Raw genomic sequence first — 21,503 nt, forward strand, 5'->3', positions numbered from 1 at the left:
TTATTTAGACCTGATGCAATTCCTGTATATCCTCCGTAAGCTCATTCCATGGTTGCTGTTGTTTCTGGTGGCGTTCTTTGGGTGGCGTGCCTGCCAGGGACCCATCAAAGAGCTGCTTTTCCCCAAACAGGAGCCCGAAGTAGAGGTGACACACAACACCATTCTCACTAAGATTGAGGAGATGGGCAAGCTGGAGTTGGTGCGCTTCAACTTCAAAGACGTGGTAGAGTACAAGAAAGAGGTGTCCCGTTTTCTGCCCGATTCTAAAGTGGCTTTAATTGTAGGCGGCGAGGCCGTAGGCTGCATTGACCTGCAGAAGCTCCAGGAAAGCGATTTGCAGTTCATTGGGGACTCTGTGTTGCACGTGAGCCTGCCCGCGCCAGAAATTTGCTATTACCGTATTGACCACACGCAATCCAAAGTCTTCAGCAAAGAGAACACGTATTTCCAAGACGCAGATTTGGTGGATGAAGGCTATAAATACGCCGAGGCCAACGTGAAGCAGGCGGCCCTGAACAGCGGCATCTTGAAACAGACTTCGGTGAACGCCGAGAAAATCCTGAAGCCCATGCTGGAAAACATGACCGGCCGCAAGGTATACCTCATGCCCCGTGAAACCATGGCTGCGCCTACAGTGCCTAAGAAGCGGTAGGACCTCACCCCCAGCCCCTCTCCCACGGAGAGGAGAGCTCTGTTCTTGCGTTTTAGGGATATTTTTGCTAAAACGTGCCTAAAACGCAAATTTCTCTGGCGCTAGCTTACTAAGCTAACTAAAGCTGGCGCGAAGCTCCGGTCTCGTGACTTAGGTTGATGCGAGTCTCCTGACTAGCCGGGAGCCACGGGCAATTTGCTCTACCATGGAAGTTGCTTTTGCAAAGTAGGGAAGGGTAACATTCGCTTCAAAGCAGCGAGGGTAGTCTGGAGACTACCTAAATCTATCAGCACGAGTCTTTAGACGCGCGCCAGCAGAACTCCCCTCTCCGTGGGAGAGGGGCTGGGGGTGAGGTTCTACACCCCCAACTCCCGCATAGCATCCTGAATCAAGTCCAGCTCATAACCTTTGCTCTGAAGGAAGTACAGGATTTTCTGTTTGCGGGCCAGCGGGTTGCGTTCGGTTTCTGAGGCGTTTTTTTTCTCCAGCAGGTGCAGCAGGTTCTCCCAGTATTTATCCGGGTCAATCTCTTGCAGGCCTTTTCTAATGCAGTAGTCTGAGATGCCTTTCGCCTTGAGGCCGAGGTGGATTTTGCGGCGGCCCCAGCGCTTCAACCCGTACTTGCCCCGCACAAAGGCTTGCGCATACCGCTCCTCGTCCAGCAGTTTTTCCTGCGTGAGCCTAATGATAATCTCATCGGCCTCGTCAAAGTCCAGGCCGTAGTCCAGCAGCTTGGCGCGCACCTCGTTCTGCGTGCGCTCCTGGTAGGCGCAGTAGGCGGCAATCTTGGGGAGCGCCTCTTTGGGGGTATACGTCTTCTTTTTCTTCGGGCTGAACACGGTTTTCAAGCGTTAGATACTAGATGTTAGAAGCTAGACAAATGCCAACAATCCTGTTAATCCTAACATCTAATGTCTAGCATCTACTATCTATTTCTAAACCAAAAGTAGGCAAAAACAGTTTGCTTTTTCGGCCCACGGCCGAAGGAAATACCGGAACCTAACGCGGTGCCCACCAGAAAAAGCCCGACCTTTGCCCCCGCATTTTACCTACCGCTTACCGTCATGACCAAGGGTGTCCAGTACATGCTGTTGTCTACGTTCTTCTTCGCCCTCATGAACGTGTGCGTGAAGTTCCTGTCGCATTTGCCGCCCATGGAAGTGGTGCTGTTCCGGTCTGTTATCTCGTTGGCGCTGAGCTACGGCATGCTGCGCCGGGCCAACGTGAAGCCGTGGGGCACCCGCAAAGGCATTCTCATCACCCGCGGACTGGCGGGCGGCTTTTCGCTCCTCCTGTACTACACTACGTTGCAGAATATTCCGCTGGCGGGGGCAGTGACCATTCAGTATCTGGCGCCCATTTTTACGGCGGTGCTGGGCGTGTACGTGGCCAAAGAACAGGTGAAGCCGTGGCAATGGGTGTTTTTCCTGCTGTCGTTTGCCGGGGTGTTGGTAATTGAGGGGGTAGATACGCGCATCTCGTGGTATTATCTGCTCATTGGCGTGGGGAGCGCGTTTCTGTCGGGGGTGGCGTATAACTCGGTGCGCAAATTGAGTGAGACCGAGCACCCGCTGGTGATTGTGTTCTACTTTCCGCTGGTGTCTTTGCCGCTGTCATTGGTATTTTGCCTGTTTGACTGGGTGCCGCCGCAGCCCGAAGATTGGATTTGGCTCCTTCTCATAGGTTTGCTCACGCAGCTGGGCCAGTACTTCATGACCCGGAGTTACCAGGTTGAGAAGCTGGCGCGGGTGGCCCATCTCAACTACATTGGCATTCTGTACGCGCTGGGGCTGGGCTTCGTGTTTTTCAATGAGACGTTCCATCTCTACTCGTACCTGGGCATTGCGCTGGTGCTGCTGGGTGTGGTCCTGAACCTGCAGTACAGCAGAACCTTGCGCCAGCGCGAGGAGGCGCAGGCAACCGCGTAGGCGTTTTCGGCATCTTTTGGGAAAAACAGGCCGGAAACGCATTTTAGCAATGTGAAGGAGTTTCTACTGGTGAAGTAAGGTTGGCAATATATGGCGCAAGCGTCCGCTTGTGCCGCTGCAAAGAATGCTGCCAAAGATGCTGGAAAAAGCTTACACTCTCTCTGTCATCCTGAAAGGAACTTGTGTGCGAACGGCAATAACGGTTCTGCAAACGCTTTTCTAGTTTTTCCACTAGATTCTTCCAGAAGGACAAATGTGGGGAAGGAGGGAGTTAGCCAGGCGAAATGTGAAAGATGAAGATAAGAGGAATGAAGGGGCGCTAGTAGAAAACTAGATGGGCTCAAACCCAGATTCTGTTGATGTCTGTTTTTAGCCTGTTTTCTGGAAAGTAGCCCAAAAACGCCGGCACAAGCGGACGCTTGCGCCATGATTAGTTCCTGTTATAAAAAATAGGAAAGTAAGGCTCTGCGCTAATTCGTAATTTACAGCTCTGTCAACCAGCTACTAAGCTAAGCGCTGCATTTCCGCTTGAATATTATAGTTTTTGAATACTGCCGTATGCGGTTATTACCAGCGGCTACGTTATCCTGCAAACCCTCGTTCTATGCCCTTGTCTGCGTCTCTTTTTCTTCCCTTGCATCGGCCTTGGCCGAAGGTGTTGTTGGTTTTCTGTTGCTACCTCATCGCCGCAGGCGTACAGGCGGGCACCCTCAAAGGCAAAGTCACCGATGAGAAAGGCGAGGGACTGGCGTTTGCCACGGTGTATATTCAAGGCACCACCGACGGCTCTACCACCAACGAGCAGGGCAACTACCAGTTTACCATAGCCCCGGGCAAGCACACGGTGGTGTTCCAGTACATAGGCTACAAGACGCAGAGCAGGACGGTGGAGATTCCGGAGGGCGATGACCAGAAGCCCCTGGAGCTCAACGTGCAGCTGCAGCCAGATGTGTACAACCTGAACGAGGTTCGGGTGAGTTTGAGCGGCAAAGACCCGGCGTACGGTATCATGGAGCAGGCCATCGCCAAGCGCAACTACCACCTCAAGGAGATTCAGCAGTACAGCGCGCAGGTGTATGTGAAGGGCTTGCAGCGGCTGATTAACGTGCCCAAGCGGGTGCTGGGCGTGATTAAAGTGCCGGCGGGGCTCAAGCCAGGTATTCTGTATCTGTCTGAGTCGGTGTCTGAGCTGCATTTCCTGCAGCCCAACAAGTACCGCGAGCGCATGATTTCGTCTAAGGTGAGCGGCAACAGCCGGGCGTTCAGCTGGAACCAGGCGTCAGATTTCACGGTGAACTTCTACCAAAACCTCATCAAGGCCAACGGCGTGAACGAACGGGGTTTTATATCGCCGCTGGCGAATAACGCGATGATGTTCTACCGCTATGAGCTCATGGGCACCAGCACCAACAACGGCCACCAGATTCACCGCATCAAAGTCACGCCGCGCCGCAAGCACGACCCGGTTTTCACCGGCTATATTTACATTGTGGAAGGCTCCTGGCGCTTGCAAAGCCTGAACCTGTTTGTGACCAAAGACCAGCAGATTGAGTTTGTAGACACCCTGCGCGTGACCCAGCAATTCACGCCCGCCCCCGGCAACGTGTGGGTGCTGCAGTCGCAGAAGTTTTTGTTTGACGTGGAGGGTTACGGGTTCAAGGGCAACGGCTACTACACCGCCGTCTACAGTAAGTACCGCGTAAAACCGGCCTCGTTTGTGCCCCAGCCCGCTCCGGTGCCTGCGGCGGCACCCGTTGCCCCATCGGCTGCGCCGGAAAAACCAGCCGTAGTGGCGGCGGCTCCCCAGCCCAGAAAACCTACCAGAAAAGAGCGCAAGGCCTTGCAAAATTCGGCGCCCGCCGATGCCGTGCCCGACGAGGAGTTCTTCAAGAAGAAAGAGATACTGGCCATAGAGAAAAACTCTAATGAGCGGGACAGCGCCTATTGGGCCGCCATACGGCCGGTGCCGCTTACGCAGGAAGAGGTGGTAGATTACCACACCAAAGACAGCCTGCAGGTCATTAAGGAGTCAAAGCCGTACAAAGATTCGCTGGACAAGAAGAACAATGAGTTTTCGCTCTCCAACCTGTTTCTGGGCGGCTACACCTATAGAAATTCATTTGAGCGCACCAGTTTCAGCATAGACCCCATCACCAGAATCTGGCAGTACAACACCGTGGAGGGGCTGGTGGGCAACCTGCGCATTGGCTATTCTAAACGTTTTGAGGACCGCCGCAGCTACAGCATTTCGCCCACCATTAGGTACGGGTTCAAGAACCAGAAACTGCAGGCCAAGCTGAGCGCCGCCTACAACTATGACCTGATAAACCGCCGGTCTGTTGGGGCCGAGGGCGGGCGCTTTGTGAGCCAGTTCAATGCCGCCGAGCCCATCACGCCGTTCACCAACACCGTCAACACGTTGCTGGCTGAAGAAAATTACCAGAAGCTCTACCAGAAGGAGTACCTGCGCCTGTGGCACAACCGCGAGCTGGTCAACGGGCTGTCGGCTTCGTTTCTGGTAGACTTCTCACAGCGCAGCATGCTCTACAATACTACTGATTACACCTGGCGCGACTATGACCGCAAGGAATTCACGCCCAATGAGCCGGTGAACGCCGAAGTGGGCGGCACCGCTTTCCCCCGACACCAGGCGTTGACGGCGGTGGTGGGCCTGTCATACCGTCCGGACCAGCAGTACATCTCACACCCAGACCGCAAAATCAACCTCGGCTCCAGGTGGCCGGTGCTGAACCTGACCTACCGCAAAGCTATCTCCGGGGTGCTGGGCAGCGATGCGGACTATGACTTTGTGAGTTTCGGGGTGAGCGACAACCTGCAGCTGGGTTTGCTGGGAACCAGCAGCTACTCGGCCAACGTGGGCACGTTCTGGCGCAAGAAACAGCTCTACTTCATGGATTTCCGGCACTTTGAGGGCAACCGTACCATTTTGTCCGGCGACTTCAGCGGCTTTCAGCTGCTGGACTACTACCGCTACAGCACCTCTAAGACCTACGTAGAGGCGCACTACAGCCACCACTTCAACGGCTTTATCCTGAACAAGGTGCCGCTGTTGCGGAAGTTGAAATGGCAGGAAGTGGGCAGCGTGAACTACCTGCACACGGCCGCTGCCGGGCATTATCTGGAGGTGGGCGTGGGGCTGGAGCACCTGTTCAAAGTGTTCCGGGTTGACTTCTTTACCGGTTTTCAGGAGCGGGAGAAGATTGGTTCCGGCCTCAGGGTTGGCTACGGGTTCTAACCAGTTTTCCGGCACCGCCGAAGAATAAGTAAAGAAGCCGTTTTTGGCCTGTTTTTCTGAAAACAGGCCAAAAACGGCTTTTCTTTCCTGCCAATTTCTGGTGTACAAGCGTTTTTTCAGGTTATAATCTTGCTATGGACCAGACGTTGCTTCAGTACAATGCGGGCACTCCCTCTCTGTAGCGGGATGTGTACACCAGCAGATAGCACGTATTCCAGATGACTCCCCGTTAAGGTCTCCGCTGTTCGGGAGTTGTAATCCGCGCTACAGGAGCCAAGAGAGAAGAGGGCCGGGGATTTCAAATTCCCTCAGTACCTGCTTCCGGATTGCAAATCCGGAAGAGCGGCCTATTTTCTAGTAGAACTTAACGGGCCTGCCTCCTTGGGGAAGAGAGCCAGGTTTAACGCAGGTGCCGCCGCCTCGCTGCCAGCATGAGTGTGTCAACTCATCATTTAGAAGCAGCCTTCTTTCCGTTTTCGGCCTACTTTTTGAAAAACAGGCCAGAAACGCTAACGGCGTTCTACCAGTTCCGGGTGGTTGGTCATTACGCCATCGGCACCCATGTCATAGAGTTCTCTTATGTTTTGGGGTTTGTCTTCGGTCCAGATAAAGGTCTTGAAGCCTTGGTTGTGGAGTGACCGGATAAAGGATTTGGAGGCGAAGTAGCGGTGCACGTTGATAGAGGCGGCTTTGGAATACCTGTCAAACCCGCCAAACTTCAATTCATGGTCAATGTAGACGGGCAGAAAGGGGATTTTGCCTACTATAAGCTTGTGGGTGGGGATCACAAAGTCGGCGGCCCAGATGCGCTCCAAAATGGGGTCATGAAAGGATTGGAGCACCGTCCAATCATCGGCGCGGTGTTCCCTGATGAGCCGGAGGGTATTGTCTTCCAACCCCTGGTAGTAGTCGTCTTCGCCTTTCTTAAGCTCAATGAGCAGCTTTTTCTTGCCTTTTACCAGCTTGAGCACCTGCGCCAGGGTGGGGATACGCTCTCCAGTGAAGGAAGAATCATGTTTGCTGCCTGCGTCAAGTTCTTTCAGCTGTGCCAGCGTGAGATTGGCAACAGCGCCAGTGCCGTTGGTGGTGCGGTCAACGGTGGCGTCATGAATAACCACTACCTGGCCGTCTTTGCTCTGGTGCACGTCTACCTCAATAAAATCTGCTTCAGTGTCCAGCGCTTTTCTGATGGCCGCCAGCGTGTTTTCTGGGGCAAGGCCAGAGCGCCGCGGTGGGCAATGACCGCCACCTTGCGCGCCTGCTTCTTGGGGAGAGTCACCTTTTCTGATGTGTCTGGGGCACCACAGGCGCTTAAGGCCACTATTAGAAAAGACAGAACCGTCTGTGCCAGGCTGCCTGAAATCCAACTGAATCTTTCGCTCATAACTTTGCGGGCCTACTTGTGGCACCGGCCATGAAAGATAGCATAGTTTTGGCTTCTGCCCAACGTCTGGAAGACTCTCTGTGAATTAAAGAATGTTTACCTGCCTTGTGATGCTCTCTTCCAGGGAGATAAAGGTCTCTGTACGCTCCACTCCCTCTACCGCCTGGATTTTCTCATTGAGTACTTCCCGCAGGTGAAGGGTGTCACGGCAGATGATTTTGGCAAACATGCTCCACTGTCCGGTGGTGTAGTGCATCTCCACAATCTCCGGTACCTGGCGCATGGCGGTCACCGCCGTTTGGTATGCAGACCCTTTCTCCAGGAAAATACCTATGAAGGCGCAGATGTCATACCCTACCGCGTTGGGGTTGATGAAGAGGTGCGAGCCTTTAATGACACCAAGGTCCTCCAGCTTCTTCATGCGCACGTGTACGGTACCGCCAGAAACCTGAAGTTCTTTGGCAATGTCTGTGTACGCTCTGGTGGCATCCAGCATCAGCATGGATAGGATTCTTCTATCTAAAATATCAATTTCGGAATTTTGAGCCATTCTAAAGGTCTTTTTTTAACAATTCAACAATAAAAATCAACGGTTCTTATTGAACTGCTAAGGTATAAAAAAAATCATTGTGAAATTATTAAAATTTAAAACTTTTTATTGGTTTAGTTGCAACAATATACAACAAATATTAACACATTTGCAAAAAAAAGTAAATCGGGTAAAAGCTTGTCAGGAAAGTTCCAGAAAATTGCCTCTTTTGCGCTCTTTTCCGCCTTGAAAATGAAGCCTTGGCAGGGCGAAAGCAAAACTAACCTTTGTTTTCTCTACGTTCTCTACCAGGGTACAGGTTTTCTTAAGCTCCCCCTGCTGAACGTATGTGTAATTTGAGGTAACAGCAAGAGTAAAAAGAGGGCTGTCTCAGCAACCATTGTTCAAGTGAGGAAGGGGAACGCTGGGGCTGTGCTTAGGTGAAACAGGTTTCGCTCCCCCGGCTTCCGCAGTTCTTGCTCAACGGGGAGCGAGGCGGCTGTTCCTGAGGGCTTTTAGAAATTTATAAGTGTTTTGGAGCAGTTTTACCAAAAACAAGCCAAAAACGCTTTTTATTTAACAATTCAGTGCCCGATATTGGGGCCTTATTTCGTTTTCCTCCTGAGAGGAGGGCTGTAGGGGCTTTTCTCCTGTAGCCAATGCCAAAAAAACATTCCAATGAGTACGCACAAGCATTTCATCATTGACTTTGACAGCACCTTCACCAAGGTAGAAGCCCTTGACGAACTCTGTAATATCTGCATTCCAGACCCGGAGCAGCGCCAAAAGACCCTGGCCGAGATCCAGCGCATCACTGATCTGGGCATGGAGGGTGAGCTGCCGCTGGTAGATTCACTGGAGCAGCGGCTGGCCCTGCTGCACGCCAACCAGACCCATATTCACTCGTTGATCAGCCACCTGAAAGGCCAGATCTCTGAGTCCTTCAAACTGAACAAAGCCTTCTTTGAGACCTTCAAAGACGATATTTACATCATCTCCAACGGGTTTAAGGAATTCATTGTGCCCATTGTGGCCGAGCTGGGCGTGAAGCCCGAGAATGTGTTTGCCAACTCCTTTGTATTTGATGAGGCGGGCAACATCACGGGGTTTGACCGCAACAACGTGCTCACCCAGAACAAAGGCAAAGCCAAGCAGATCAAAAGCCTGAACCTGCCGGGTGAAGTCTACGTGATTGGCGACGGCTACACTGACTGGGAAATAAAGGAAGCCGGCATTGCTGATAAATTCTACGCCTTCACTGAGAATGTAAGCCGTGACAGTGTGGTAGGCAAAGCAGACCACGTCACGCCAAGTCTGGACGAGTTCCTGTACGTGAACAAACTGCCCAGTGCCCTGTCTTACCCCAAGAACCGTATCAAGGTGCTGGTGCTGGAGGGCATACATGAGCAGGCCATTACAATGTTCAGGCAGGAAGGCTACAATGTAGAAGTGATGGCCGGTGCCCTGGAGGAAGACGAACTGTGCGCCCAACTGCATGACGTCTCTATTCTCTGCATCAGGTCTAAGACGCAGCTCACGGCCAAAGCCATTGCCGCTGCCCCAAGGCTGTTAGCCGTGGGCGCCTTCTGCATAGGTACCAACCAGATTGACTTGCCCGCCTGTACTGAGCGCGGCATCATTGTGTTCAACGCACCCTACAGCAACACCCGCAGCGTGGTAGAGATGGCCATTGGCGAGATCATTCTGCTGAGCCGCGGCATTGTGGAGAAGAGCAACCGCATGCACCAGGGCGAGTGGGACAAATCAGCTAAGGGTTCTAACGAAATACGAGGCAAGAAACTAGGCATCATTGGCTACGGCAACATAGGCTCCCAACTCTCTGTGCTCGCTGAAGGGCTGGGCATGGAGGTCTACTTCTATGACGTGGTAGACAAGCTGGCGCTAGGCAACGCCAAAGTCTGCGCTACGCTGGATGAACTTCTGGGCCTTGCTGATATTGTGACCCTGCACGTAGACGGCCGCCCAGACAACAAAAACATCATGGCGCCGCCGAATTTGACAAGATGAAGCCCGGCGTGCTGTTCCTGAACCTGGCCCGCGGCCACGTGGTAGACATTGACGCCCTGGCGGCCAACATCAAGAGTGGCAAGATCAGGGGCTGCGCCGTAGACGTGTTCCCGTATGAGCCCAAGAACAACCAGGAGCAATTTGAGTCTGCGTTGAGAGGCTTGCCCAACACGCTGCTGAGCCCGCACATTGGCGGTAGCACCGAGGAGGCGCAGGAGAACATAGCGCAGTATGTGCCGTCTAAGATGATTGACTACATCAACACCGGCGGCTCTTACAACAGCGTGAACTTCCCTAACCTGCAGTTGCCGGCGCTGCGCAACGCGCACCGCCTCATTCACATTCACCGCAATGTACCGGGCATCCTGGCCAAGATCAACAACGTGTTGGCTGAGAACAACATCAACATCCTGGGCCAGTACCTGAAAACCAATGAGACCATTGGGTACGTGATCACAGACGTTGACACCAGCTACAACCGCTCCGTGACCAAAGAGCTGAAGCAGATTGCAGACACCATCAGGTCCCGCGCGCTGTACTAAGAATTCTCTGCCATCACTGAAAGGGATCTGGTGGGCGAACGGTAAAGGCTTTACTTCATTGGTTTTCCTAGGCTGCTCACAAGATCTTTCCAAGAGGGCAGAAATATTGAAGATTATTCAAGCTGTTTTTCGCTGTTTTTATGAAAAAACAGCCCGAAAACAGCTTCTTACATTCCCTTAATCACTCCTTCACCCAATCACTCATTAATTAAAGAATGGCACCTGTTTACTTTACTCCCGGTCCGGCGCAGTTGTACCCCACGGTGGCGCAGCATTTACAGAATGGTTTAGACAAACAGGTGTTCTCCCTGTCGCACCGGAGTCAGGCGTTTAAGGATCTGTACAGAAAGGCAGATAAAGGGCTGCGCGCTTTGTTCAACCTGCCCCAGGGCTATGCCATCTACTTCACCGGTTCAGCCACTGAGATCTGGGAACGGAGCCTGCAAAACCTGACCGCCCAATCTTCCTTCCATCTGGTGAACGGCTCCTTCTCTAAAAAATACCTGAGCCACGCGCAATGGCTGGGCCGCCAGGCCCAAGCGGTGCAAGTGCCGTTTGGCGAAGGGTTTGACATTGACGCCCTGGCGGTACCGCAGGAGGCAGAGCTGCTGGCCATCACCCAGAATGAAACCAGCTCGGGCGTGTGCATGCCGGTGCAGGACATTCACGCCCTGCGTACCTATTTCCCGGAGCCATTACTGAGCGTTGACATGGTGTCTGGCGCGCCCTACGCGGCACTGGACTTTTCAAAAGTAGACATGGCGTTTTTCTCAGTGCAGAAAGGCTTTGGGTTGCCGGCCGGGCTGGGTGTGTGGCTGGTGAACGAACGCTGCCGCGAGAAAGCCGCCCAACTGGAGGGGCAGCAGTATACCGGCGGGCACTACAGCATTGCTTCTTTGCAAGAGCAGTACACGCAGTTCCAGACGCCGTGCACTCCCAATGTGCTGGGAATTTACTTACTGGCCCACGTGGTGGAAGACCTGCTGGCCAAGAGCATTGCGGTGATCAGGCAGGAAACAGAGGCCAAGGCGTTAAAGCTCTATTCGTTTCTGGAGGAGAGTGCCCTGTTCTCGCCGTTTGTGCAGAAGCCGCAACACAGGTCACCCACGGTAGTGGTAGCCAATGTAGAAGGCAGGCCTGCGGCCGAAGTCATCACTGCCTTGAAAACGCAGGGCTTGGTGGTAGGGTCTGGGTACGGGGCGTTCAAAGACCGGCAGATCAGGATTGCCAATTTCCCGGCAGTGTCTGAGGCAGACGTTGACCAGTTGCTGATCGCGCTGAAAAAACTGTAATTCCTGCAGTCTTATATAGCTATGTTTTTATGTTAAGTTTTTGATAATTAGAAAGTTGTTGATGTAATTGTGTGATCATAGTTGTAAAGGGAGCGTATACAAGAGCTGTAATCTGTTCATTTAACCTCTGGTACAACTATGAAAAAAACATTACTCAGCGTATTGATGGCAGCCTTTGCTTTTTCTTTTGCCCCAGACGCTATGGCGCGGGAGACAACTGCTTCAGTTGAAAAGGTAGGCTCAATCTTTGGGAAGAAGAACAAGAAACCCAAGGCGAAGAAGTCAAAGTCCGGCAAAAATATGAAGCTGCGCAAGGGCAAGAGCGTAAAGAGATATTAGAGCCTTTGCCAGTCAGTCTTCTGTGCTGCAGAACTCTATGAAGAGCTCACGTGTCATACCACCCGTATGCGGCTCAGAAACACCGTGGCAGAACCTTGCTCAGGCTGTTTTCGCAGATGGGCCCAACATTAAACATGCTCTTGAACAGTTCCTGTTTTCGGCCTGTTTTTACAAAACCAGCCCAGAAACGGGTGGTGCATTTTCCAAACCTCCTATTGTACATGCAGAAGCCTTCTGATCTCAGAAGGCTTCTTGTTTTTATAAGGTCCAGAAGTGGGGCTTAGCCGCGCTGCTTGCGCCACATCTCATTGAACGAGAGCGGGGCCGCCTGCAGGGGCTCCCGGCGTATGCTCCAGGAGTCATGCTGTACTTTGCGCAGCACAAAATTCTTCACCGCCGCCGGCGCGAAGTTGATCAGCCTGCGGTTTTTCATGCCATAGGTGAAGAACCGGAACGCCAGTTTCTCATTCTTGTCTACCAGGCCTGACTCTACGCTCTGCTTGCGGTTGAGCAGGAGCAGGTTGTGCAGCGGGATCTTCACGGGGCACACGCTGGTACAGGCGCCGCAGAGGGAGCTGGCGTAGCTGAGGTGCTTGTTTTCCTCAAAACCGGCCAAATGCGGGGTGATCACTGAGCCAATGGGGCCGCTATAGGTGGTTTCATAGGTGTGGCCGCCAATGTTCTTGTACACAGGGCAGACGTTCAGGCACGCCCCGCACCTGATGCAGTTCAGCGCTTCCCGCTGCTCAGGCTGCGCCAGCAGGTTGGTGCGGCCGTTGTCCAGCAGGATCACGTACATTTCCTCGGGGCCGTCTTTTTCTGCGGGCTGCCGCGGTCCGGTGAGTATGGTGTTGTAGATGGTCACGTTCTGGCCGGTACCGCTTGTGCTGAGCAGGGGCCAGAACAAGTCCAGGTCCAGCATGCTGGGGATCAGCTTCTCAATGCCCACAATGGCAATGTGGGTTTTGGGGAACGTGGTGGAGAGGCGGGCGTTGCCTTCGTTCTCTGTCACGGCAATACCGCCAATGTCTGCAATCATGAAATTTGCCCCGGTGATGCCCACCTCGGCCGTGGTGTATTTGTCACGCAGCAGTTGGCGGGCGGTGAGCACCAGCTGCTGGGCGTCATCTGTGAGCGGAATGTTCAGTTTTTTGTGGAACAGCTCAGCAATGTCTTTCTTGGACATGTGCATGGCGGGGGTCACAATGTGGTACGGGCGCTGCTCGGCCAGCTGCACAATGTACTCCCCCAGGTCTGTCTCAACCGTCTCAATGCCGTTCTTCTCCAGAAAATCGTTCAGGTGAATCTCCTCAGTGCTCATAGATTTGGACTTCACCACTGATTTGGCCCGCTTGCGCTTCATGATGGCGCCAATCTCTTTGAGAGCCTCCTGTGCGTTCTGCGCCCAGATCACCTTGCCGCCGCGCTTGGTGAAGTTGTTCTCAAACTCCACCAGATATTTGTCCAGGTTGTTAATGGTCTGGGTTTTGAGGAAAGACGCCCGTTCCCGCGCCAGTTCATGGTGCTGGTACGCGTGCATCCCGTTCTGGACGGCGGCGTTGTATTTGCCTATGTTGAAGCGAATTTTCTGCCGGTGGTCCAGGTCAAACGCCTTGTTCTCTGAGTCCTGCAGAAACTGTCTTAGTTTAGTGCCCAAATTTATTTTCTGCCTGTTATGTTAGAAGAGATGTTCTTCCAATCTTTTGAAAGATAAGATATTTACAAAATTAGTCAACCTTTTGCGTAATTCAGTAGCCAATGCCCAGATATAAACGGGTCCTGGTGAAGGCTTGGTGGCCCGTGCGCAACGCGCCAGCCCGCTCAACAGACTCTGTTTGGGTGCTGCTCCCAATGCGTGCCTGTTTTTCTGAAAACAGGCCAAAAACGCCGGTTCATTGAATACGGTTATCTACTACTGTTTGAAGCTTTACGTAGTTCTGCAATCAGGTTTTGAGCGTCTGCGATGGCTTCGCCTTGTTGTTTGGCGAGCATGAGAGCCTCTTGGGCCACCCGCAATGCGGCCTGGTGATTGCCTGCCTTTTGGAGAAGCCGTGCCTGCAGGTAGCTGTTGTCATAGCTCTGGTGGGTTTTGGTTACCTGCTGCATAATTTGTGCTCCTACTGCCAGCGCCTCTTTGTCTTCTGAGAAATAGCTAAGGTAAATGGCCGTTTCATAGAGCGTGCGCCAATCAGTACTGGCGTACCGTTTCCCATGGGCCAATGTGGCGTTTGCGTAAGAAAGCCACTCCTGCTTGCCTCCCAGGTAATATAGCTGGGCCAGCGATGTGAGCCGCTGAATGTCTTTGAAATAGCTTCTCACAGCCTGTTGCACTTCCTGCTGTAAGGCCAAGTCCTGTGCCCGGCCAGCCGTATTGGCTGTTCTGGTAATGAATTTCTCTGCTTTTTGAAGCACTTCTTCTTGCCCAAACAAAGGGATGAACAATTGCTGGTTTGCCAGGAAGAACTGAGTAGCCGGAGACCGGAAACTTAAATCTTTGGAAAAGACGTAACGGAGATTTTCTTCTGAGGTCAGCTCCTGCGGTTTCTGCGTGGCTAGATATTCACCTACAACTTGCTCCTTGGGGCTGTCTACCTGGTGGTAAAAATACAGGGCGTTGCTGTAATGAAAGAGTAAAGCCGCTGATCTGTCTCCGGTTTCATACTTCCTTTTTAAAGAAAACAAGGCTTTCTGAGGGTTGAAGGCATTTTTGCCGTCTAAGAGGAAATCGGCGGCAGATTTGCCTGAGCCACTTTGGTGCAGGGGCTCCCCCAGTTGGTTAAAGTACATGTAGGTGGGGAAAGCAATTATGCCATATTTCTTGGCCAGAGCCGTTCCCTCAGCACCATCTTCAATGTTTATCTTATAAGAGACAAAGGTGGCGTTGTAATAGGTGTAGACCTCTTGATCAGGAAAGACTGCTTGCTCCATTTGCCTGCAGTAGCGGCACGCCGGAGTATAGGCGTATAGAAAAACCGCTTTCCGTTCAGCTCTGGCTTTCTCCAGCACTTGGGCCCATGCATTAGTTTGGAACGCAATGCCGCTCTTCTCCTGTGCTTTTACCTGAAAGCAAAGCAGGCTAAGAAGGGGGAGTGAAACAAAGGAGAAGAAAAATTTTAGATACATATTGAAGATGGTATATAACTGAATCTGCCTGCTCTGAAGAAGGTAGCCCATCAACACAGCTCCCGTTAATAAGGTTCTGCCGCATACCGCAGATGGGTCTTCTGCTCGTCCAGGCACGCCTGCAAATAGAAAAAGGAGAGGCAAGCCTCTCCTTTTTCTGGAATTCTGTAGATCCCGTATGTTTTGCTCCTCCGCGTGAGGGATAGCAGCGGTAAGCCCGCAGCGTAAGCGGGGGCTTGCAGCGCATAGCCATACCCGCAGGGACACGCCCAAAAAGGAGTTCTGAGTCTTGAGTTCTAAGTCTTGAGTTCTGAGTCTTAAGTGGGAATGTGATCCCTTCACTCAGAACTCAAGACTCAGAACTCAGGACTGAAATAAGCTTCGCTTATTTCTTATTGCTGTCAACCTTGATGCGGTCATTGCGGTTGGCCAGCTCCCAGGCGGTGTAGAACACCAGGCGGCTTACTTTCTCAGCGGCCCGGAAGTTCATTTTCTCCACGTCATCTGTGGGCTGGTGGTAGTCTTCATGCACACCGTTGAAATAGAACGCAATGGGAATGCGGTGCTTGGCGAAGTTGTAGTGGTCTGAGCGGTAGTAGAAGCGGTTAGGGTCATTGGGGTCATTGAAGGTGTAATCCAGATCCAGCTTCACGTACTTCTGGTTGGCCGCCTCAGAGATGGCATGCAGTTCTGACGAAAGCTTGTCTGACCCAATCACATAGATGAAGTTGTCAGGGTTGCTGGCGTGCGCCGAATCATGGCGCCCAATCATGTCAATGTTCAGGTCAGCCACGGTGTTTTCCAGCGGGAAGATGGGGTGGTCTGTGTAGTACTCAGAACCCAACAGGCCTTTCTCCTCACCGGTAACGGTAATGAACAGAATGCTGCGGCGCGGGCCGTTGCCGTCTTTCTTGGCTTGTGCGAAGGCCTGGGCCAGTTCCATCACGGCTACGGTGCCGGAACCATCGTCATTGGCGCCGTTGTACACCTGGCCATCTTTGATACCCTCGTGGTCATAGTGGGCGCTGATCACCACCAGTTCGTCTTTCTTGTCTGAGCCTTCAATATACCCCAGCACGTTCTCTGTGGGTAGCGGCTGGCGGTTACGGGCCGTCTTGATCTTTACGTTAGAAGCCACTTTGTAAGGCGAGGCTACGGCTTTTCCGGCTTTGGTGACAGAGGTGCTGTAGTTGGTAAGGGTTTCTGGCTTGGTAGAGAGCAGGTTGGCCGCCATGGTAGGCGACACATAGAGCATAGCCGCCCTTGGCTGGCTAGCCGTAGTGCCGAAGCCAATGGAAGGCCGGTTCAGGTAACTGGCATAACGGCGGGTCAGCTGCTGGAACTCAGCGTCTGTGGAACCCATCACCATCATCACCGCCTTGGCGCCTTTTTTGGTGGCCGCGGCGGTTTTGGTGCGCATGTCCTGTGACCAGGTGCTCATTTTGTCAGTGCCGGAGATGAGGTATTTGCCATCGGCTTTCTTCGGCTCGCCGGCCATGACCACCACCACTTTGTCTTTCACGTCTACATTGGCGAAATCTGAATAAGCGGGGTCGTCAATGCCATAGCCGGCAAATACCAGCTGCGCTGCCTCCTCATTCTGGAACGGCGACGCGCCCAGCACGAAGAAGTCTTTGCCCATGGAGAATTTCTTGCTGCCCACCATCACGTAGCCATCGCCCCAGCTGCTTTTTTCCAGGTCAAAGGTTTGGAAGTATGGGTTGGCGCCCGTCTTCACCGGGCCGGTGAGGCCGTTGGCCCTAAAGTGTTTGGCAATGTATTCGGCCGCCATTTTCTGGCCGCGTTCACCGGTCTCACGGCCTTCCAGGGAGTCTGAGGCCAGCACCCGCAGGTGTCGCTCCAGGTCTGCCGCCGTAATGGTCTGGGCGTATTTGGTAGGGTCTGCTGAAACGGCACCCACCGCCACCGCCGACGGTGTAGCACCTGTGCCTGCAGTGGAAGCAGTAGGCGTCTGGGAGGTGGAGCACGCTGACAGTACAGCCGCTACCATGCCCAACGTATACAATTGCTTTTTCATGAAAAGAAGTTTGTAGTTTGGTATTAAACCTTAATTCTACCTATTTTCTGACTAACTAACAAATGCTAGCTGTTTTAGGCCTGTTTTTGGGAAAATAGCCCTAAAACAGGATTACTGCTGGGGCTTGTAAATTAATACCGTTGCGTAGGCCGCCACGCCCTCTTTCTTGCCCACAAACCCCAGTTGCTCAGTGGTGGTGGCTTTGATGGAAACATCGTCTTCAGGAATGCCCATCACCTCTGCCAGGCAGGTTTTCATGGCCGGGATGTGCGGGTTCACCTTGGGCTCCTGCAGGCAGACGGTAGAGTCAATGTTGCCCACTTCATAGCCTTTCTCTCTGATCAGCTGCATGACTTCGCGCAGCAGGATTTTGCTGTCTATGCCTTTGTACTTGGGGTCTTTGTCTGAGAAATGGTAGCCAATGTCCCTGAGGTTGGCGGCGCCCAGCAGGGCGTCACAAAGTACGTGAATGAGTACGTCTGCATCTGAGTGGCCCAGTGCGCCGTGGGTGTGGGGGATCTTAATGCCGCCCAGCCAAAAATCCAGCCCTTCTCTGAGTTGGTGCACGTCATAGCCGAAGCCGGTTCTTATATGAAAGCCCATGTGGTTGTTTGTTCTTATTTTTTGGTTGTTCGTGTGTCTGTGCTGCCTGAAAATGGCAAAACGGCTAAGTTGTTTCTTGTAGCTGTTCCGGTTCAAAGGCTGATTGCTGGCGCTTGTTCATGTGCAGGCTGACTTTGCTGCCCTCCGGCAAACGTTTAGCTGGCAAAGGAAAGCTGTCTCAGGAAAGCCAGATCTTCTCAAAGTTCCTTATTTCCTTCCCGGAAAACAAAGTAGAAAAGGTCAGGTTTTTTACGGGAGTGCTTCCCTGTGAATTATTCTGTTTTGGGGCTGTTTTCTGAAAAACAGCCCCAAAACAGCCTACTCCTCTTCCAGGATTTCTTCCAGGTCTTCTACGGCCTCACTGTTGGGGGCGGCTTTGTAGAGAAGGGTGGAGCAGTTCTCAGGCCTTAGCACCTCCTGGGCCTGCTGGTAAATGTCTTCTGCGGTCACGGCCTGAATAAAGTCTGCCTCTTCGTTCACGTAGTTGGGGTTGCCCATCAGTTTGCCGTACGCCAGGTTCATGGCTCGGTTGAGCAGTTCAATTTCTGAGAAAACAATAGAGGTTTCGGCCTGGTTTTTCACCTTCTGCAGTTCCTCTTCAGAAACATGTTCGGCCCGCAGTTGCGCCACTATCTTCTCTACGGCGGCGTTGGCTTCCTGCGGGTCTACGCCCACGTTGAGCTTGCCCTGCACTACCAGCAGGCCCGGCTCAAGAGAGCCCATGGCTGAGGCCCCAATGGAATTAAAGAGTTTCTGCTTCTTGACCAGCTCATTGTACAGTCTGGAGGAGTTGCCGCGGCCCAAAATGTCACTGAGCAGGTCTGCGGCGTAATAGGCTGGGTTGGTGCGGCCGGGCATGTGGTAGGTTTTGTAGAGGGCGGTGAGCGGGACGGGCGCCTCTACCTCTAAAACACGTGCCTCTGTCTGGCGCGGCTCCTGCGGCAGGTTGCGCGCATATCTCACCCCGCCGGGAATAGGCCCGAACCATTTCTCCGTCAGCTCCCTGGCACGTTCAAAGGTGATGTTGCCCGCCACTACCAGAATAGCATTGGCCGGGGAGTAGTGCTTGTTGAAGAAGGCGCGCACATCATCCATGACGGCGTTTTCAATATGGCTGACTTCCTTGCCAATGGTAGACCACTTGTACGGGTGCGTCTGGTACGCCAACGGCCTAAGTTTGAGCCATACATCACCATAAGGTTGGTTCAGGTAGTTCTGCTTAAACTCCTCTACCACCACTTTGCGCTGTACCTCCAGCCCGTTCTCAGAGAATGCCAGCCCCAGCATGCGGTCAGACTCCAGCCAGAAGCCGGTTTCAATGTTTTGGGCCGGTACGGTCAAGTAATAGTTGGTGATGTCTGGGCTGGTGAAGGCGTTGTTCTCACCTCCGGCCTGCTGCAGAGGCTCATCATAGTTGGGAATGTTCACTGACCCGCTGAACATGAGGTGCTCAAACAGGTGCGCAAAGCCGGTGTGGGTCTCCTCCTCGTCACGGGAGCCTACATTATATAGTATATTCAATACGGCCAGCGGAGTGCCCGGGTCTTCATGGACCAGGCACTGCAGGCCGTTCTCTAAGGTGAATTCTTTGAAATGGATCATAGGTTATGAGAGTGTTGCGGCCTCTGAGGCTAACTCATGCTTAACGGTGAACCCCCGCGAACGTTGTGTTGCCAGAGGATTGCTGTTTTTGAGCTATTTTCATAAAAACGGCTCAGAAACGGCAAAAGTAAAAATAACTGTCTTAAAATTTCTCCCCTGCTTTGATTCGCTTAAATTTACAGCCCCACGAACGTGCGTTTTCCCATGAACTTCAATAGAAAAGACTATACAGATGATGACCTGCTGATGCTGTACCGCGGCATCTTGAAGCCCCGCATGATTGAGGAGAAAATGCTGATCCTCTTGCGGCAGGGCAAAGTGAGCAAATGGTTCTCAGGCATTGGGCAGGAGGCCATCTCAGTGGGTTCTACCCTGGCGCTGGACGAAGACGAATACATTCTGCCGCTGCACCGCAACCTGGGTGTGTTCACCTGCCGGAATATTCCGTTAGATAGGCTGTTTGCCCAGTTTCAGGGCAAGAAGACGGGCTTTACTAAAGGCCGGGACCGGTCGTTTCATTTTGGGAGCAATGAGCACCACATTGTGGGGATGATTTCCCACCTGGGGCCGCAATTGGCCGTAGCAGATGGTATTGCCCTGGCAGAGATGCTGGACAAGCGGGAGAAAGTGGCGTTGGTGTACAGCGGTGACGGCGGGGCCAGCGAAGGCGACTTTCACGAGGCGCTCAACGTGGCGGCGGTGTGGAGCCTACCTGTCATTTTTATGGTTGAGAACAACGGCTACGGCCTCTCCACCCCAAGCAACGAGCAGTTCAAATGCCAGTACTTTATTGACAAAGGCCCGGCCTACGGCATAGACGCCCTGCAGATAGACGGCAACAACGTGCTGGAAGTGTATGACACGGTAAGGCAGGCGGCGTACAGCATCAGAAAGAACCCGCGGCCTATGCTGATTGAGGCCATGACATTCAGGATGCGCGGGCATGAGGAGGCCTCTGGGACCAAATACGTGCCGCAGGAGTTGTTTGAGCGCTGGGCGAAGAAAGATCCGGTAGAGAATTTTGAGAAATACCTGCTGGATGAGAAAGTGCTCACCCCTAAGTCTATGGCTGCTGTCAGGGAGGAGTTCAGGGAGGAGATAGAGCGCGAGCTGGAGATTGCCCACGCCACCCCCATGCCTTCGGCAGACCCCAAAGAGGAAGTGGCAGACATGTACCAGCCGTTTATCCAAACCGTGCTCACGCCCAAAGACAGTGCCCGCACAGAACGCCGGTTTGTAGACGCCGTGTCAGACGGCTTACGCCAAAGCCTGGAGCGGTACCCTGAACTGGTGGTCATGGGGCAGGACATTGCCGAATACGGCGGGGTGTTCAAAGTGACGGAAGGGTTTGTGGAGAAGTTTGGGAAGGAACGCATCAGAAACACGCCCCTGTGTGAAAGCGCCATCATAGGCGTGGGCCTGGGGCTGTCTATCAGGAAAAAGAAAGCGGTGGTAGAGATGCAGTTTGCTGACTTTGTGACGGAGGGCTTTAACCAGATTGTGAACAACCTGGCCAAGAGCCATTACCGTTGGGGGCAGAATGCTGATGTGGTGGTGCGTATGCCCACAGGGGCAGGGGCCGCCGCGGGGCCTTTCCACTCGCAGAGCAACGAGGCGTGGTTTTTCCACACGCCAGGGCTGAAGATTGTCTACCCCAGCACGCCCTATGATGCCAAAGGCTTACTGACAGCTGCCATTGAAGACCCTAACCCGGTCATGTACTTTGAGCACAAGCTGTTGTATCGGTCGCTCACTGAGGCTATCCCAGATGATTATTACACCGTAGAGATTGGCCGTGCCCGGTTGGCGAAGGAAGGCAGTGATTTCTCTATTATCACCTACGGCATGGGCGTGCACTGGGCCTTGCAACTGCTGCAGACCATGCCAGACGTAAGCGCTGATGTGCTGGATCTGCGCACGCTGTTGCCCTGGGACAAAGAAGCGGTTCTGCAAACGGTCAGCAAAACCGGGAGAGTGATTGTGCTGCATGAAGATACGTTGACCGGCGGCATTGGGGCAGAAATATCTGCCTGGATCTCTGAGTACTGCTTTGAGAAACTAGATGGCCCCGTAGTGCGGGTGGGAGGCCTGGATACCGCTATTCCGTTTGCGCCGCCGCTGGAGCAGGAGTTTTTGCCGGTGAAGCGGTTGCGGGAGAAGGTAGAAGCCCTGCTAAGCTTTTAGGGC

The 21,503-nt window shown here is 53.1% G+C and carries 14 protein-coding genes and 1 pseudogene; 7 read left to right on the forward strand and 8 right to left on the reverse strand.

Translation table 11 applies throughout. The annotated features are described in order from the left end of the window. Window positions 1–13 precede the first annotated feature (13 nt). Window positions 14–652 (forward strand): DUF4230 domain-containing protein, encoded by a 639-nt coding sequence (locus tag A8O25_RS09580; RefSeq protein ID WP_082893553.1) that lies wholly within the window; start codon window positions 14–16, stop codon window positions 650–652. 356 nt (window positions 653–1,008) lie between these two features. Here A8O25_RS09580 and A8O25_RS09585 read toward each other — a convergent pair whose 3' ends face one another. After that, window positions 1,009–1,491, reverse strand: a complete 483-nt coding sequence (locus tag A8O25_RS09585; RefSeq protein WP_066834151.1) for a regulatory protein RecX — start codon at window positions 1,489–1,491, stop codon at window positions 1,009–1,011. Window positions 1,492–1,716: 225 nt separating this feature from the next. On the opposite strand from A8O25_RS09585, the gene A8O25_RS09590 reads away from it, so the two are divergent. Beyond that, window positions 1,717–2,580, forward strand: coding sequence for a DMT family transporter (locus A8O25_RS09590; protein ID WP_241498982.1), 864 nt, complete (start codon window positions 1,717–1,719; stop codon window positions 2,578–2,580). A 658-nt stretch (window positions 2,581–3,238) separates the two neighbouring features. Then, a complete protein-coding gene (locus A8O25_RS09595) occupies window positions 3,239–5,836 on the forward strand; it encodes a DUF5686 and carboxypeptidase regulatory-like domain-containing protein (protein ID WP_241498983.1) in 2,598 nt (865 codons plus the stop codon). 509 nt (window positions 5,837–6,345) lie between these two features. Here A8O25_RS09595 and A8O25_RS09600 read toward each other — a convergent pair. Both A8O25_RS09600 and A8O25_RS09605 read right to left on the reverse strand, forming a co-directional pair. Beyond that, the gene (locus A8O25_RS09600) at window positions 6,346–7,245 is read right to left on the reverse strand and encodes a glycerophosphodiester phosphodiesterase (protein WP_066834097.1); all 900 of its coding nucleotides are present in this window, start codon (window positions 7,243–7,245) and stop codon (window positions 6,346–6,348) included. Between the two features lie 60 nt (window positions 7,246–7,305). Continuing rightward, window positions 7,306–7,770, reverse strand: a complete 465-nt coding sequence (locus A8O25_RS09605; RefSeq protein WP_066834098.1) for an Lrp/AsnC ligand binding domain-containing protein — start codon at window positions 7,768–7,770, stop codon at window positions 7,306–7,308. A 657-nt stretch (window positions 7,771–8,427) separates the two neighbouring features. Here A8O25_RS09605 and serA point away from each other — a divergent pair. The 3 genes and pseudogenes from serA (at window position 8,428) to A8O25_RS22950 (ending at window position 11,950) form a co-directional block, all read left to right on the forward strand. After that, window positions 8,428–10,319, forward strand: a pseudogene (serA, locus tag A8O25_RS09610) (phosphoglycerate dehydrogenase). 215 nt (window positions 10,320–10,534) lie between these two features. Further along, a complete protein-coding gene (locus A8O25_RS09615) occupies window positions 10,535–11,611 on the forward strand; it encodes an aminotransferase class V-fold PLP-dependent enzyme (protein ID WP_066834101.1) in 1,077 nt (358 codons plus the stop codon). Window positions 11,612–11,749: 138 nt separating this feature from the next. After that, window positions 11,750–11,950 (forward strand): hypothetical protein, encoded by a 201-nt coding sequence (locus A8O25_RS22950; protein WP_153042683.1) that lies wholly within the window; start codon window positions 11,750–11,752, stop codon window positions 11,948–11,950. Between the two features lie 280 nt (window positions 11,951–12,230). On the opposite strand, the gene A8O25_RS09620 is transcribed toward A8O25_RS22950, so the two are convergent. The 5 genes from A8O25_RS09620 to A8O25_RS09640 all read right to left on the reverse strand — a co-directional run bounded on the left by A8O25_RS09620 (window position 12,231) and on the right by A8O25_RS09640 (window position 19,316). Next, window positions 12,231–13,607, reverse strand: a complete 1,377-nt coding sequence (locus A8O25_RS09620; RefSeq protein WP_066834104.1) for a LutB/LldF family L-lactate oxidation iron-sulfur protein — start codon at window positions 13,605–13,607, stop codon at window positions 12,231–12,233. A 248-nt stretch (window positions 13,608–13,855) separates the two neighbouring features. Further along, a complete protein-coding gene (locus A8O25_RS09625) occupies window positions 13,856–15,073 on the reverse strand; it encodes a thioredoxin family protein (RefSeq protein WP_161947728.1) in 1,218 nt (405 codons plus the stop codon). Between the two features lie 385 nt (window positions 15,074–15,458). Continuing rightward, a complete protein-coding gene (locus A8O25_RS09630) occupies window positions 15,459–17,111 on the reverse strand; it encodes a M28 family peptidase (RefSeq protein WP_066834108.1) in 1,653 nt (550 codons plus the stop codon). 111 nt (window positions 17,112–17,222) lie between these two features. After that, on the reverse strand, window positions 17,223–17,714 hold the full coding sequence (ispF, locus tag A8O25_RS09635; protein ID WP_066834158.1) for a 2-C-methyl-D-erythritol 2,4-cyclodiphosphate synthase: 492 nt from the start codon (window positions 17,712–17,714) through the stop codon (window positions 17,223–17,225). Between the two features lie 318 nt (window positions 17,715–18,032). Then, window positions 18,033–19,316, reverse strand: a complete 1,284-nt coding sequence (locus A8O25_RS09640) for a M16 family metallopeptidase (protein WP_066834111.1) — start codon at window positions 19,314–19,316, stop codon at window positions 18,033–18,035. A 204-nt stretch (window positions 19,317–19,520) separates the two neighbouring features. Between A8O25_RS09640 and A8O25_RS09645 the strand changes: the two genes are divergently transcribed. Further along, complete coding sequence (locus A8O25_RS09645; protein ID WP_066834114.1) at window positions 19,521–21,500, forward strand: alpha-ketoacid dehydrogenase subunit alpha/beta; 1,980 nt, start codon at window positions 19,521–19,523, stop codon at window positions 21,498–21,500. Window positions 21,501–21,503 lie beyond the last annotated feature (3 nt).

The sequence above is a fragment of the Rufibacter ruber genome, assembly GCF_001647275.1.
Taxonomy (GTDB): domain Bacteria; phylum Bacteroidota; class Bacteroidia; order Cytophagales; family Hymenobacteraceae; genus Nibribacter; species Nibribacter ruber_C.

Coding starts and splice junctions, on each gene's coding strand:
- A8O25_RS09580 (WP_082893553.1), top strand. CDS start 14: ATGCAATTCCTGTATATCCTCCGTAAGCTCATTCCATGGTTGCTGTTG.
- A8O25_RS09590 (WP_241498982.1), top strand. CDS start 1,717: ATGACCAAGGGTGTCCAGTACATGCTGTTGTCTACGTTCTTCTTCGCC.
- A8O25_RS09605 (WP_066834098.1), bottom strand. CDS start 7,770: ATGGCTCAAAATTCCGAAATTGATATTTTAGATAGAAGAATCCTATCC.
- A8O25_RS09615 (WP_066834101.1), top strand. CDS start 10,535: ATGGCACCTGTTTACTTTACTCCCGGTCCGGCGCAGTTGTACCCCACG.
- A8O25_RS22950 (WP_153042683.1), top strand. CDS start 11,750: ATGAAAAAAACATTACTCAGCGTATTGATGGCAGCCTTTGCTTTTTCT.
- A8O25_RS09625 (WP_161947728.1), bottom strand. CDS start 15,073: ATGTATCTAAAATTTTTCTTCTCCTTTGTTTCACTCCCCCTTCTTAGC.
- A8O25_RS09630 (WP_066834108.1), bottom strand. CDS start 17,111: ATGAAAAAGCAATTGTATACGTTGGGCATGGTAGCGGCTGTACTGTCA.
- ispF (WP_066834158.1), bottom strand. CDS start 17,714: ATGGGCTTTCATATAAGAACCGGCTTCGGCTATGACGTGCACCAACTC.
- A8O25_RS09640 (WP_066834111.1), bottom strand. CDS start 19,316: ATGATCCATTTCAAAGAATTCACCTTAGAGAACGGCCTGCAGTGCCTG.
- A8O25_RS09645 (WP_066834114.1), top strand. CDS start 19,521: ATGAACTTCAATAGAAAAGACTATACAGATGATGACCTGCTGATGCTG.